The sequence below is a fragment of the Pelomonas parva genome, from assembly GCF_043555835.1.
Taxonomy (GTDB): domain Bacteria; phylum Pseudomonadota; class Gammaproteobacteria; order Burkholderiales; family Burkholderiaceae_C; genus Pelomonas; species Pelomonas parva.
Map to the genome: position 1 here is coordinate 63,342 of NZ_JBIGHV010000008.1, position 14,139 is coordinate 77,480.

Here is a 14,139-nt window from a genome sequence, read left to right on the forward strand (position 1 = left end):
TTCAGGAGGCGTCGGAAGTGCGCAGACGAACAGGGCCGATCAGGCCGGTGGGCAGGCGGGTCAGGCGGCGCCCGGGCAGTGGCAGGCCGCCGGGGCGGGTCGGGTCGCGGTGGGCGTTCTCGGGCACGTTGGCCACCACGATGGTCAAAGTATTGGTGCCCGCCTGCAGGCGGCGGGTCACGTCGAAGACAAACGGGCCTTCGCTGCGCATCCACGGCGTGTCGCCGTTGACTTGCAGCGACAGCGCATCAAAGGCCGTACCGAGGTCCAGCGTCACGGCGCGGGCCGCGAGGTCCTTGGCGGTCAGCTCGAACTGCAGCGTGTAGCGCAGCAGGCCGGCGAAGTCGGCCAGGTCGGCCAGGTTGCGCAGGTCGGCCAGCGTGTCCCAGGTGGCGTCGAAGCGGATGCGCCGGCCGCCCAGGCCCACGCCGTCGGCGCTGACCTGCCAGGGGCCGCGCAGCTCGCGCACCAGGACCGGGGCGCCCGCTGCCGTGGCGGCGCGCGGTGCGCGGCAGTCGCTGGCGGGCGCGATGCGCAGCCAACGCGATGTGCCCGCAGGCAATTGGATCTCGGCCGTTTTCATCCCGTGTACCTCCCCGCTCCAGGCGTCCCAGATCTCGGCCGCGTGGCCGGCGGCCAAGGGCCAGCTCGGCGTCTGCGCCGTCGCGCCGGCATTGCGCAGCAGCACCCATTGCTGCTCGCCGTCCTCGCGCACATGGAAGCTGCAGCCATGGCCGGCCGGCAGCGGCAGCGTGGGCGGCACATCCGCAGCGCGCAGCGCGCGACCGATGGCCGACGGCGCCACCAGGCGCGCGACCTGCATGGCCCGCTGCACACGCTGGTTGCGCGCTGCGGCGTCCTTGAAGCCGGCCTCGCGAGCGGACACGCGGCCACAGGCCCAGACCGTCACACCTGCCTCGGCGCAGGCGGCCAGCCACTCCGCCACCTCGGCCCGCAGCGCCGGCAAGTCGGGCAGCAGCAGCGCGCGGTAGCGGTGGCCGCCCGGCGTCACCAGCGCGCCGGCTTCCAGGCGGCTGGCGAGCAGGCCGTGGTCGTTGATCCAGTCCCAGTCGTAGCCGGCGTCCTCCAGCGCGTCGTGCCAGGCCGGTGGCGTCAGGCGCTCGGCCGCGCTCGTGAAGGCGAACAAATCCAGCGGTGCCAGCACGGCCACCGGCACGCGCGCGCAGCCGCGCTGCAGCAGCACCTGGTTGCGGGCCAGGTAGTCGATCAGCGGGCGCGCCATGTGCCACCACGGGTTGGCGTCGTCCAGCGGTGTGCCGATCTCCATGGCCTCAAAGGGATACCAGGGGTGGCCGCCGGTCCAACCCGCCATGCGGGCGCTGGCGCCGTGGCCGACGAGTTGCTGGATGCCGGCCGCATAGAAGGCATCGGCGCGCTCGCGCACTTTCTGCGGCGTGACAGCAAAGCCCTCCAGCAGCCAGCAGAAGGCCTCGCCGGTGACCAGCTCGCGGCCGTAGATATGGGCGGCCGAGCGGGCCACGCGCAGGAAGTGCGGCGCAGCGCCACCGGCCAGGTCCTCGGTCTCAGGGATGCCGGCCACGCCGTAGGCCTGCAGCCAGTCCACCGGCGCGCCGTGGGCCTGCACCTTGGCCTGCAGGCCGTGCTCGCGGGCCCAATCGGCCATGGGCGCGTATAGGCGCTCGATCATCAGCTCGGACACCGTCAGCCGGTAGTCGTGGCGCACGCGCGAGCCGATGTCGGCGTCGTCGAACAGCGGCGCGCCGTGGCGCGCCTGGAAGCAGTTGCGCCAGCCGGGCTGCAGCATCAGCGGCAGGTGCGGGCGCGGGTCGTAGCCGCGGCGGCGCTGGAACTCGGCGCGGAAGTCGTGGGTCCACAGCAGGTCGGCCGGGATCTCCAGGCTGTCGATGAAGATGCTGCGCCAGGTGGTGCCGGCATGTGCCTGCCAATGCGGCAGCGCGGCGTCGCCGACGCGCGCGGCATGGGCATCGAAGGCGGCGCGCTGCAGATGGTCCAGCACCAGCTGCGGGCCGCGGCCGGCCCCTTCCAGGATCATGTGGTCGCTGGTGAAGCGCTGCACGACGATGAGTTGCCAGTCGCCGTCCGGCACGTCCCATTCAAGGCTGCCATCGGGCTGCAGACGGTCGGTCAGGTCGACGGTTTGTTCGGCGGCAATCCAGCCGGCGGCCAGCACCTGGCCCCAGCGGTCGGGCAGCGTCATCGGCACGAAGCCGGGGTAAGGCCCCAAGCTGGGCACGCCGCCGCGCTGGGCCAGCACGGCAACGGTCTCGACGGGCGCGGCCATGCGCTGCTGCCATTCGGCGGGCAGCGCCTGTTCCTCGGCAATGCCGCCTTGCCTGGCTAACCACGTGGCTGAGCGCAGCGGGCGCTCGGGCTGGCGGGGCACGCCCTGCCAGCGTTGCGGCCCTTGCACCGACGTCCAGGCCAGCGTCAGCTCCGACGTGGCCAGCTCGGGCGTGATGGCTTCACTGCCGCCGAATGGCCAGGCCGAGCCGAAGGTGACGTCCACCAGCATCCCGAGCCGCGCCGCCTCGGCCATGACGGCCGCGACGGTCTGGAACCAGCCCGGCGTGAACACATCGTGCACGCGGGCCGACTGCTCGACCGTCAGCTCATGCGGCAAGCCCACGCGGCAGGGCTGGATCTCGACGCCACCCCAGCCCGCGTCGGCAAAGCCGCGCAGCTGCTCGCACAGCGCCTCGGCGTCGACGGCGCCGCCCGGCCACCACCAGCGCAGCATGGGTCGCTGCGCGGTGGGCGGGTCGCGGAACAGGTCGTGCATCACGGTCAGGATCAGAACTTGATGTCGGCCGTCACGCCCACCATGCGGAAGGAGTTGGCACCCAGCGAGTAGGCATAGCCCGAGCCCGCGCCCTTGCCCGGCAGCGGGTAGAGGATGGCGTTGGGCACGCGCTCGTCGCCCGCGTTGCGCACGAACAGGGTCAGGCCCCACTTGTCGTCCGGGCTGCGGAGGCCGGCATGCGCGCCGACGATGGTGTGGGCCTTGAAGCCGCACTCGGCCGCCAGCGTGTTGCACAGGCGCACGCGGGACTTGTAGGTCGCGTCCACGCCCAGGCTCAGCTCATAACCATCAAAGACCTCGGTGTCGTAGTCGGCACCCACGGTCAGCTTGCCCTTGGGCGAGTACAGCAGACGCTGGCCGCCGACGTTCTGGTTGTCGAAGGTGAAGCCGCTCGGGTACTCGGTGCCCATGATCAGCGCACCGCTGGCGCGCAGGCTCAGCGCGCCCAGCACGCGGGCGCGCAGGTCCAGCTCCAGGCCGTAGCTCTTGACCTCGGGCACGTTCAACGGGATGCAGTTCAGCGCGCCCACGGCGGTCAGCGTGCAGTTCTGTTCCTGGAAGTTCTTGATGCTGGTGTTGAACACCGCCACGTCCACGTCCAGGTGCTTGTTGAAGAGGCTGGTCTTCAGGCCCAGCTCCAGGCTGGTGGGCTGCTCGGCCTTGACGATGGCGCCGCTGGTGCTGCCGCTGGCGGCCAGTGCGCTGACGGGCGTGTCGTTGTCGATCTGCGGGCCCTTGTAGCCGCGGCTCAGCGTGAGGTAACCCTGGGTCTGCTTGTCCAGCGCATAGAGCAGGCCGATCTTGCCGGACAGGTCGCTGTCACGGGCCGCAGCGGCGCTGCTCTTGACGGTGGTGGGCGCCGCGAAGCTGGCGAAGGCGACGTCGCCGGTGCGGACCTGCAAGTCCTTCACGCGGTCGCGGGTGTAGCGCAGGCCGGTCAGCAGCTTGAGCTGCTCGCCCAGCTTGAACGTGGCCTGGCCGAACAGCGCGGCGGAGCCGGTATCGGTCGTGTAGTCGATCAGCGTGGAGATGGAGCGCGGCACCGGCGGCGACGGCGCGTAGGGCGACGGCAGGATGGTGGTGGTGGAGCTCTTGGTGGCGTGGGAGTCGGACAGGAACAGGCCGGCCACCCAGTCCACCGACTGGCCGGCGGGCGAGGACAGGCGCAGTTCCTGCGTGAGCTGGCGGATCTTGATCTCGGTGCCGATGGTGCGGATCTTGTCGTAGCCCACCGACATGTCGATGGCGGCCGAGTCCGGCCCGGTCTTGCGCTCGCGCACCGCAGTGATGGAGGTCAGCGTCACGCCGTTGGCCAACGTCTTGTCGACCTGAGCGGACAGGCCGCCGACGGTGGCCTGGAACAGCTCCAGCGAGTCGGAGCAGACGTCGTTGTTGGTCAGGCTGACCGTCACGCCGCAGGCCGCGAACTCGGCCAGCGGCGCGTGGTTGCCGGCGGTGTTGGAGGCGTAGGCGATGGCTGGGGCGAAGAACACAGCGTTGGTGCTCTTGCTCTTGTCGTAGTCGGCGATGAGGTTGATGCTCAGGTCGGCATCGGGCTTGAGCAGATAACGCAGCCGTGCGCCGGTGCCGACGGTCTTGGCATCGGTGCCGTTGTAGACGTTGTTGTAGACGCCGGTGAGTTGGTCGGCATGGGCCGTGATGCGCAGCGCGGAGATGTCGTTGATGGGCACATTCACCGCGCCGCGCAGCACCCGGTTGCCGAGCTTGGAGCCCAGCGCGTTCTTGCCCGACAGCTCCAGCGAGGCCGAGCCTTCGAAGAGATTGAACTTGGGCGCCTTGGTGACCATGTTGAGCACGCCGGCCGAGGCGTTCTTGCCGAACAGCGTGCCCTGCGGGCCGCGCAGCACTTCCACTCGCTCCAGGTCGAACAGCGCGCCGCCGGCCGTGTTGCCCAGCGGCACGCCGTCCACGACGATGCCCACCGAGCTTTCGGCCGACATCGTGAACACCGCCGTGCCGATGCCGCGGATGGACGCGCTGCCGCCGGCGCCGCCGGTCTTGGTGTCGCCGAACTCCAGCGCGGCGACGGCCTTGGACAGGTCGGTGATGTCGCTGACACCCTGCTTCTGCAACTGATCGGCGCTGATGACGCTGATGGCGACCGGCACTTCCTTCAGCGTCTGCGTGCGCTTCTGCGCCGTGACGATGACGGTCGGCAGTTCGTTGACATCGGCCTTGGCGGCCGGAGCTTCGGTTTGCTGCGCCCAGGCGGCCGGGGCCATCAGGCTGATCGTGGTGAGCGCGGCCAGGGCCATGGCGCTGGGGCGGAAGGGCGCGCGGGATGCGAAGGGGGTGTTCAAGTTTTGTCTCCTGTGATGGATGCCAAGGCTGAGCCTTGTGCGTTGACCGTGTGCTGGCGGCCGGCCGAGGTCAGGTCACGGGCCGGTGCACGGGTGTTTTAGGAACGGGGGAAATCGGGGCTCAGGGTGGGCGCCGAGTGGGGCGCCGGGGCGGGAGCCGGCGAGGTGCTCGCCGAGGTCTGCGGGGTCATGGCTTGTCTCCTGTGAACCTCGCCCTGCGGGATCGCGGGCGGGCTTTTTTGATCTGTTGCGGCTCAGTCTATGGACTGGCCATTTATTCATCCAGGGGATGAAGTGAATTCTCTGAATCCATCCCGTGGATGACGCCGCAGTGCGGCGCTTGTCATGGGCGTGGCGGGCTGCGGGGCCGGAAACCGGCTCCGCAAGACAGTGCTGTCAGGGGGAAAACACCGAGGTGGTGCAGCCACAAAAGGGCCGCTGCCCACCCACTCAACCGTGGCGCGCGATGAAGTCCAGCACCGGGCCGCTGAGGCTGTCGTCGCCGGTGTTGACGGCCTGCGTCTGCGAGAAGTGGTTGTGGTGGCGGATGACCCGCAACTCGGGTGCAAAGCCGTGCTGGCCACTCAACCGCGCGAACAGCTCGCCGGCCTGCACCTGCATCTGCAGCAGGTCGCGCTCGGCGTAGCTGATGAGCAGCGGGAAGGGGGCGGCGTCGACCTGCTCCACGATGCTCATGGCGAGCAGCGCCTCGGGGTCGTTGGTGCCGAAGTACGCGTCGTTGCGCGGGTCGGGCGTGGCGACACCGAAGGCCGCGCGCGACAGGCGTTCCAGCCGGGCGTTGTAGGGGCCAGAGGTCAGGATGGCGCCGCGGATGCCTTGCACGCCGAAGCGCGTCATCAGAGAGGCTGCGGCGACATGCGCCGCGCCGGCCGACTCGCCCATCAGGAAGATGCGCGCGGGGTCGGCGCCGAGAGACTGTGCCTGCTCGTGCGCACAGGCCAGGGAGGTGGCCACGTCCTCGGGCCCGGCGGGCCAGCGGTGCTCGGGCGCGAGGCGGTAGTTGGGCAACAACGTGACAACGCCCTGGCGCGCGAAGTGCCAGCCGATGTTGGCCTTGTGGGCCTTGTCGCCGCGGATGAAACCGCCGCCGTGGAAGAACAGCAACAGCGGGCGCAGCGTCGTTGTCTCGGCTGCGGGCCGGTAGACGTCGAGCACCTGGCGCGCGTGGGCGCCGTAGCGCTGCGAGTCCAGCTTCAGCACGCCATCGGTCGGCTGCCGGGCCAGCAGCGGTTCGTACAGCGCCTGCACCTCGGGCAGATTGAAGCCGGCGCCCAGTTCCGCCAGGCGCGCGGCGATGGAGTCGGGCACGGTGTTCATGGTTTGAGTATCGTCAGCCATGCAGGGCCGCCACGGCGCCGTCCAGCAGCGCTCGCAACTGCGCCGCATCGACGGCCGTGCCGTAGACGTAATGGTCAGGCCGCAGCAGCACCGCCTGGCAGCCTTGCGCCTCGAACCAGCGCGCCATGACGCCCTCGGCCTCAGCCATGCAGCCCTCGCCATCGCCTAAGCGCAGCGTCTGCAGCTTCAATGCGCGGGCCTGGTCAGGCGTCGGGCCGCCCAGGTCGCTGCCGGCCGCGATCAGCAGGCGCCAGCCGCAGCCCAGCCAATGGTCCATGCGCACGCGCCGGTCCGGCAGCTGCAGCCAGGGTTGGGGCGCGAGGCTGCCTGCGGCCGCGCTGCCGTCCAGCAGGCCGGTGGTCAGGCACGGCAACACGTCCTGACGCGGCTTGGGCGCCACGCCCTCGGCCAGCATCTGCCGGTCGCGGCTACGCGCCGCATTGACATCGCGCTCGCAGATCACCGCGCCGATGCTCTTCAGCCGCGTCGTCAGGTCGGTCACATGGGCCTTGCGCTCCAGGCCGTAGCTGTCCAGCAGCGTGTCCGCCGCCCTGCCCTGCACGTCGCCGCGCAGCACGGCCGTCAGCTTCCAGGCCAGATTGACGACATCGCGCACACCCTGGCACATGCCTTGACCCAGGAAGGGCGGCTGCTGGTGGGCCGCGTCGCCGGCGATGAAGACGCGGCCGGCGCGCCAGCGCTCGGCCACCAGCGCATGGAAGCGGTAGGCCGCCTGGCGCCACAGCTCGCCGTCGGCCGGCGTGATCCAGCGCGACAGCAGCGCCCAGGTCGCGTCGTCCTCGACAACGGCCTTGGGGTCTTCGCCGGCTTTCAGCGAGATCTCCCAGCGGCGGTGGTTCTTGGGGCCCATCACATAGGTGCAGGGGCGGTCGGGCTCGCAGTACTGCACGCTGGTGGTGGGCAGCTTGGCCAGGCCTTGCTCGTTGGCCAGCACGTCGACGACCAGCCAGGGCTCGTCGAAGGACAGGTCCTGCAACGCGATGCCGACCAGGTCACGCACGGTGCTGGACGCGCCATCGCAGCCGATGGCGTAGCGGGCATGGACCTGCCGCTCGCTGCCGTCCTCGGCGCGGCAGTGCAGGACGACTTGCTCATCGGACTGCTGCAGGCCGAACACGGTCAGCCCGGTCTTGACGGTGACCGACGGCAGCGCGGCGACGGCGCGGCGCAGCACCTCTTCGACCGGCGGCTGCGTGAACACGACCGAGGGCGTGTAGCCCTGCGGATAGGGCGGCGCCACCATGGTCATGCGGCGGATCAGCTCGCCGTCGACACCGTAGTAGCAGGAGTCGGTGAAGGGCTCCGTGAAGGGCTCGACCTGCTCGACCACGCCCAGCTGCTGGAACACGCGCAGCACCTCGTGGTCCAGCGCGATGGCGCGCGGGCGGTCGTAGACCTCGTGCGCCCGGTCGGCCACGAAGACGGTGAAGCCGGCCTGGCCCAGCAAGGCCGCGGCCACGGCTCCGCTCGGCCCGAAGCCGACGATGGCCACGTCGTAGAGCGGCTCAGCCATGGCTCAAGCCTCTTCGCGACGGATGGGGTTGGAGAGCAGGCCGATGCGCTCGATCTCGATCTCGATGACATCGCCATCCTTCATCCAAACCGGCGGCGTGCGCGCCTGGCCCACGCCGGCCGGCGTGCCCATGACGATGACGTCGCCCGGCTCCAGCGTCAGGCAGTCGGACAGCAGCGCGATGGTCTCGGCGACGCTCCAGATCATGTCGGTGGTGCTGGCGTCCTGCATGACGCGGCCGTTCAGCCGGCTCTGGATGCGCAGGCCGGTGGCGCCGGGTGCCAGCTCATCGGCCGTGACCAGCACCGGGCCGAAGCCGCCGGTGGCGTCGAAGTTCTTGCCGATGGTCCATTGCGGCGTGCGCTTCTGGTAGTCGCGCACCGACATGTCGTTGAAGCAGGTGTAGCCGAACACGTAGTTCAGCGCGTCGGCCTGGCTGGCGTGGCGCGGCACCTTGGCGCCGATGACCAGGGCCAGCTCGGCCTCGTAGTCGAACTTCTCCGACACGCGGGGCAGCTGGCCGGCGGCGCCGTGGCCAATCAGCGAGCTTTTTCCCCGGAAGAAGAACCACGGGTACTCAGGCTTCTCGCGGCCGCCTTCCTTGGCGTGGTCGTAGTAGTTCAGGCCCAGGCAGATGGTCTTGCCGGGCTCAGGCACCAGCGGGGCCAGCGTGAGGCTGGCGAGCAGCAGGCGCGGGGCGTCGCTGGCCAAGGCAGCCGTGGCGGCGGCGGCGAGATCCACACCGGCTTCCAGCGCCGCGCGCAGGTCGGCCGGCACTTGCGGCTGGGCAGCGTTCAGGTCGATGACGCGGTCGCCGTCGACAAGGCCCAGGCGGTTGCGCCCTTCGGCGCTGACAAAGGTGGTGAATTTCATGTGGGGGACTCGTGTTCAGGTCGGGATGAAGAAGACGCTGCGCTGCGCGGCTTTCAGCGCGGCGCTGGGCGGAGCGGAAATGCCCCATTGGTCGACGCGGCCGGGCGGCCAGGTCCAGTCGGCGGGGCCACCGGCGCGGTAGCTGTCATCGATCTGCTCGACCTCGGCCGTGTACTCGATGACCTCGCCGAAGGGGCCGATGAAGTAGTTGAAGGCGTTGTTGCCGGGGCCGTGGCGGCCCGGGCCCCACTCGATGACATGGCCGGCATCGCGCATGCGGCCACCGCCGCGCATGACAGCGTCGACGCTGGGCATGACGAAGGCGATGTGGTTGAGCGCGTCGTTGTCGGCGTCGCCCAGCGCGAGCGTGTGGTGGTCGCGGTCGCAGTTCAGGAAGGCCATGATCCGCGTGCGGTCGGCCAGCGTGAAACCCAGCGCCTGCTCTATCCACGCCTGGCTGGCGGGCAGCGCATGGCTGTTCAGCACGGCGTGGGCGAGGCGGATGGGGCGGTCGGGCTCGTCAGCCGTGTCGGCGTGGCGGGTGTCGCCGTGGACGATCTGGAACAGCCGGCCGCTGGGGTCGCGCACGGCCAGGCCGGTGCCGCCGCCAGGCTCGGCGATGGGGGCCAGGTCTTGCTGCACGCGCCCCCCGGCGGCCACGGCGGCGTCGGCAATCGCAGTCAGCGCCGCCTCATCACGGGCGCGCAGCGTGACGTGGCGGATGGCCAGTCGGTCGGCGGCGTGCAGTGCCAGCAGATGGTGCTCGGCGCCGGTGCCGCGCAGGTAGATGGCATCGGCCGTGCGGGCAGCGACGGTGAGCCGCCACACCTCGGTGTAGAAGGTCTCGGCGCGCGCCAGGTCGGGCACATCGAGGGCCACGCTGCGCAGCCCGCTGATCCAGCGTGAACTCATGAGTAAACCTTGGAAGAAAGACCGAGGAAGCGCTCGGCATTGCCATGCAGCAGCGCGGCCACGGTGGCGTCGTCAAAGCCGGCGGCCTCGACACGCTGCGCCGGCGTGCGGTCATGGAAGTTGAAGGGGTAGTCGCTGCCCAGCATCAGCTGACCTCGGCCGAAGCGCTCCACCAGATGGCGCAGCGTGGCGTCGTCGAACACGAGGGTGTCGAAGAACAGCCGGCGGGCCTGCTCCACCGGTGAGGCCTGCACCTGCTCGCGCAGCGCCGGGAACACCTGCCAGCCTTGCTGCAGCCGTGGCAGCAGCATGGCCAGCGTGCCGCCACCATGGCTGAAGGCGATGCGCAGGCGCGGGCAGGCCAGCAGCAGGTTGGCGGTGATGACCGAGGCCGCGGCCAGGCCCACGTCGCTGGGGTAGGCCAGCACCTGCTGCAGCGGCGCGGGGCCGACGAGGCGGTCCATGCCGGTGGGCTTGAGGGCGTGCACGAAGACGGGCACGTCCAGCGCCTCGCAGGCCTGGAAGAAGGGCAAAAACCGCGGGTCGCCGATGGGCGTTCCGTTGACGTTGCTGCCCAGTTCCACGCCCACCAGGCCTAACGCCTCGACCGCGTGGCGCAGCTCGGCGATGGCGAGGTCAACGTCCTGCAGCGGCACGGCGGCCAGGCCCAGCAGCGCGCCGCCGCTGTCGGCCACCATGGCGGCGGTCTGTTCGTTCAGGTAGCGCAGCAGCTCTTTAGCGTCGGCGGGTTCCAGCCAGTAGCTGAGCAGCTCGGGCATGGGCGAGATCACCTGCTGGCTCAACCCCATGCCGGGCAGGTCGGCCAGGCGGCGCGGCGTGCTCCAGCATTTCTCGGACACGGTGCGGTACTGCTTGCCGGCGATCATCACGTGGCGATGGCAGAGGCCCCCCTGCGTGGGCGCGGCCACGGTGGACGGCCATTGCGCCGGCACGTGCGCGCCGAGATACGCCGGGAAGTGCTCGGGCACGACGTGCGCGTGCACGTCGATGCCACGGCAGCCGCAGGCTTGCAGATTCATGCGGCGACCAGACCCGCAGCAACCACACCGGCGATGCAGATCGCCTCGTCCTCGTCACCGCTGCCGCCCGACGCCCCCACCGCGCCCAGCACGCGCCCTGCACCGTCCTTGATGAGCACGGCACCCGTCTGCGGCAGGAAGCGGCCCTTGGCCGTGTCCGCCAGCGTGGTGAAGAAATTGGGGTTGCCCTTGGCACGCTCGGCCAGCACGCGGCTGGAGACGCCCATGCCGACCGCGCCCCAGGCCTTGCCCGTCGCGATGTCGATGCGGAACATGCTCGCGCCGTCCTCGCGCTGCGCAGCCTTCAGGTGGCCGGCTTCGTCCAGCACCACCACGGCCATCGGCGCATGGCCGGCGGCGCGGGCCGCAGCCAGCGCGGCGGCGAGCAAGGTGTTGGCCTGCGCCAGGGTCAGCGTGGGCATGGGGGTCGTCTCCAGGAAGAGCCTCTTTGCCGGGGTGGCGAGGCATTGCTTTGCACTGGCGGCGACTCTAGGAAAACGGCATCAATTCATCCAGATGATGGGATGGATATTTAGAATCCAGCGGATGGATATCTCCAAGGTCGACCTGAATCTGCTGGTGAGCTTTGACGCGATGGCCGAGCACCGCTCGGTCACCCGCGCGGGCGAGGCGATAGGCCTGAGCCAGCCCGCCATGAGCGCCGCGCTGAACCGGCTGCGAGCCCTCTTCGGCGACCCGCTGTTCGTCAAGACCGGCAGCCACATGGAGCCCACGCTGCGCGCGCAGACGCTGGCGCCCCATGTGCGGCGCGTGGTGGAGACGGTGAAGACCGAGATCCTGAACAGCGCCGAGTTCGACCCCGCCACCAGCGAGCGCACCTTCACGCTGATCACGCCGGACATCGGCGAGATCCACTTCGTGCCGCCGCTGCTGGCCTATCTGGCCAAGGCGGCGCCGCAGCTGCGGCTGCGCGTGGTGTCACGACCGCGGCTGGCCGCGTCGGAGGCGCTGGCCTCGGGCGCGGCCGACCTGGCCCTGGGCTACTTCCCCGACCTGGACAGCGCCGAGTTCTTCCGCCAGAAGCTGTTCGACAACCACCATGTCTGCGTCGTGCGGCGCGGCCATCCCGGCGTCGGCGACGCGCCCTTGAGCGTGGACGAATACCTGGCCATGCGCCATGTGCTCGTCAAGCCCGAGGGGCGCGCCCATGTGTTCGAGCAGTACCTGCAGCAGCAGGGGCTCAGGCGCGACGTGGCGCTGGAGATCTCGCACTTCATGAGCCTGCCGCCCATCATCGAAGCCAGCGACCTGATCGCCACCGTGCCGCGCGACCTGGCCGACATCTGCTCGCGATATGCCGATTTGCGCATCTTCGACACGCCGGTGAAGGCGCCGGTGATTCCGGTCCACCAGTTCTGGCACCGCCGCGCGCACAAGGACGCAGCGACGGTGTGGCTGCGCTCCAGCATCCAGAAACTGTTTGCGGTCTGAGCTGGCCCTCTGTCATGCCGGGATCGAATAGCAGCTAGCACCGGCCAGAACTTGTTGCGCTAGGCTGGTCTCAGAAGAATGCGGCCAGCTCCCATCTGCCTGCGCCATGCCTTCTACCGAGATCACGCTGCTGTCTTCCATGGCGACCAAGCCGCTACTGGTCGCGCTGACCGATGCCTATCGGCAGCGCAGCGGCACAGCGGTGCGGCTTGAGTCCGCAGGCGGCGTGGACGCCGCCAAGCGCGTGCAGGCGGGCGAGGTCTTCGACGTCGTCGTACTGGCTGGCGACGCACTCGCCACGCTGGCCGAGCAAGGCCATGTGCGGGCCCCGCAGGCGATGGCTGACTCACGCATCGCCATCGCCGTGCGCGAGGGCTCGCCAAGGCGCGACATCGGTTCGGAAGACGCGCTGCGCAACACGCTGCTGGCTGCCAAGACCATCGGCTATTCCACCGGCCCCAGCGGCCGCGCGCTGCTGCAGATCTTCGACCGTTGGGGCCTGGGCGAGACCTTGGGCGCCCGCCTCGTCCAGGCCCGGCCGGGGGTGCCGGTGGGTGGCCTCGTCGCCGCCGGCGAGGCGGAGATTGGCTTCCAGCAGCTCACCGAACTGCAGGGCATCGCCGGCATCAAGCTGCTTGGCGGCCTGCCGCCGCAGTTGGACATCGTCACCACCTTCACGGGCGCCGTCGGCGCGCACAGCGCACAGCCTGGCGCCGCCCAGGCGCTGCTCGATTTCCTGGCCAGTGCCGACACCGCGAGCATCAAGCTCGCCCACGGCATGAGCCCGTCCGCATCCTCCTGAAAGACGACCCCGCCATGATCATCGACGTCCACGGCCACTACACGACCGCCCCGGCAGCGCTCGGCGCCTGGCGCGACCTGCAGATCGCCGCACTCAAGGACCCGAGCCACGCGCCCAAGGCCAGCGAGCTGAAGATCAGCGACGACGAGCTGCGCGAGAGCATCGAGACCAATCAGCTCCGGCTGATGAAGCAGCGCGGCTCGGACCTGACCATCTTCAGCCCGCGCGCCAGCTTCATGGCCCACCACATCGGCGACTTCCAGACGTCCGCCACCTGGGCCGCCATCTGCAACGAGCTTTGCTACCGCGTCGCCCAGCTCTTCCCCGACCACTTCGTGCCGGCCGCGATGCTGCCGCAGTCGCCCGGCGTGGACCCGGCGACCTGCATCCCCGAGCTGGTCAAGTGCGTGGAGCAGTTCGGCAACGTCGGCATCAACCTCAACCCCGACCCCTCCGGCGGCCACTGGACCGCGCCGCCGCTATCGGACCGGCACTGGTACCCCATCTACGAGAAGATGGTCGAGTACGACATCCCGGCCATGGTCCACGTCTCGACCAGCTGCAACGCCTGCTTCCACACCACCGGGGCCCACTACCTGAATGCCGACACGACGGCCTTCATGCAGTTCCTGACGAGTGATTTGTTCAAGGACTTCCCGACGCTGAAGTTCCTGATCCCGCACGGCGGCGGCGCGGTGCCTTACCACTGGGGGCGCTTCCGTGGCCTGGCGCAGGAGCTGAAGAAGCCGCTGCTGCAAGAGCACCTGCTGAACAACATCTTCTTCGACACCTGCGTCTATCACCAGCCAGGCATCGACCTGCTGACCCAGGTGATCCCGGTGAAGAACATCCTGTTCGCCTCCGAGATGATCGGCGCCGTGCGCGGCATCGACCCCGAGACCGGCCACTACTTCGACGACACCAAGCGCTACGTCGAGGCCACGGCCAACCTCAGCGACGCGGACCGCCACGCGGTCTATGAAGGCAATGCCCGCCGCGTCTTCCCGCGCCTGGATACGCAACTCAAAGCGAAGGGCCTTTGA

The 14,139-nt window shown here is 69.7% G+C and carries 11 protein-coding genes; 3 read left to right on the forward strand and 8 right to left on the reverse strand.

What is annotated here, in order from left to right; genetic code table 11:
* Position 1: 1 nt before the first annotated feature.
* The 8 genes from ACG00Y_RS20440 to ACG00Y_RS20475 form a co-directional block, all read right to left on the reverse strand.
* Positions 2-2,782, reverse strand: coding sequence for a glycosyl hydrolase (locus ACG00Y_RS20440; RefSeq protein WP_394482049.1), 2,781 nt, complete (start codon positions 2,780-2,782; stop codon positions 2-4).
* Positions 2,783-2,793: 11 nt separating this feature from the next.
* Entirely contained in the window at positions 2,794-5,124 is a 2,331-nt protein-coding gene (locus tag ACG00Y_RS20445; protein WP_394482051.1) for a TonB-dependent receptor, read from the reverse strand.
* Positions 5,125-5,574: 450 nt separating this feature from the next.
* Positions 5,575-6,462, reverse strand: coding sequence for an alpha/beta hydrolase (locus ACG00Y_RS20450; protein ID WP_394482053.1), 888 nt, complete (start codon positions 6,460-6,462; stop codon positions 5,575-5,577).
* Positions 6,463-6,475: 13 nt separating this feature from the next.
* Positions 6,476-8,017 (reverse strand): bifunctional 3-(3-hydroxy-phenyl)propionate/3-hydroxycinnamic acid hydroxylase, encoded by a 1,542-nt coding sequence (locus ACG00Y_RS20455; RefSeq protein ID WP_394482055.1) that lies wholly within the window; start codon positions 8,015-8,017, stop codon positions 6,476-6,478.
* Positions 8,018-8,020: 3 nt separating this feature from the next.
* A complete protein-coding gene (locus ACG00Y_RS20460; protein WP_394482057.1) occupies positions 8,021-8,890 on the reverse strand; it encodes a fumarylacetoacetate hydrolase family protein in 870 nt (289 codons plus the stop codon).
* A 15-nt stretch (positions 8,891-8,905) separates the two neighbouring features.
* The gene (locus tag ACG00Y_RS20465) at positions 8,906-9,802 is read right to left on the reverse strand and encodes a VOC family protein (RefSeq protein WP_394482059.1); all 897 of its coding nucleotides are present in this window, start codon (positions 9,800-9,802) and stop codon (positions 8,906-8,908) included.
* Positions 9,799-10,842: an amidohydrolase family protein gene (locus tag ACG00Y_RS20470; RefSeq protein WP_394482061.1), complete on the reverse strand. Its 1,044-nt coding sequence runs from the start codon at positions 10,840-10,842 to the stop codon at positions 9,799-9,801. Before ACG00Y_RS20470 ends, ACG00Y_RS20465 begins: the two co-directional genes overlap by 4 nt.
* A complete protein-coding gene (locus tag ACG00Y_RS20475; protein WP_394482063.1) occupies positions 10,839-11,264 on the reverse strand; it encodes a GlcG/HbpS family heme-binding protein in 426 nt (141 codons plus the stop codon). Before ACG00Y_RS20475 ends, ACG00Y_RS20470 begins: the two co-directional genes overlap by 4 nt.
* A 124-nt stretch (positions 11,265-11,388) precedes the next feature.
* Between ACG00Y_RS20475 and ACG00Y_RS20480 the strand changes: the two genes are divergently transcribed.
* From ACG00Y_RS20480 to ACG00Y_RS20490, 3 genes are all read left to right on the forward strand, one after another.
* A complete protein-coding gene (locus tag ACG00Y_RS20480) occupies positions 11,389-12,294 on the forward strand; it encodes a LysR family transcriptional regulator (RefSeq protein WP_394482065.1) in 906 nt (301 codons plus the stop codon).
* Positions 12,295-12,400: 106 nt separating this feature from the next.
* Positions 12,401-13,096 carry a substrate-binding domain-containing protein gene (locus ACG00Y_RS20485; RefSeq protein ID WP_394482067.1) on the forward strand — a complete coding sequence of 232 codons (696 nt, stop codon included), beginning with the start codon at positions 12,401-12,403 and terminating at the stop codon, positions 13,094-13,096.
* Positions 13,097-13,110: 14 nt separating this feature from the next.
* Positions 13,111-14,139 (forward strand): amidohydrolase family protein, encoded by a 1,029-nt coding sequence (locus ACG00Y_RS20490; protein WP_394482069.1) that lies wholly within the window; start codon positions 13,111-13,113, stop codon positions 14,137-14,139.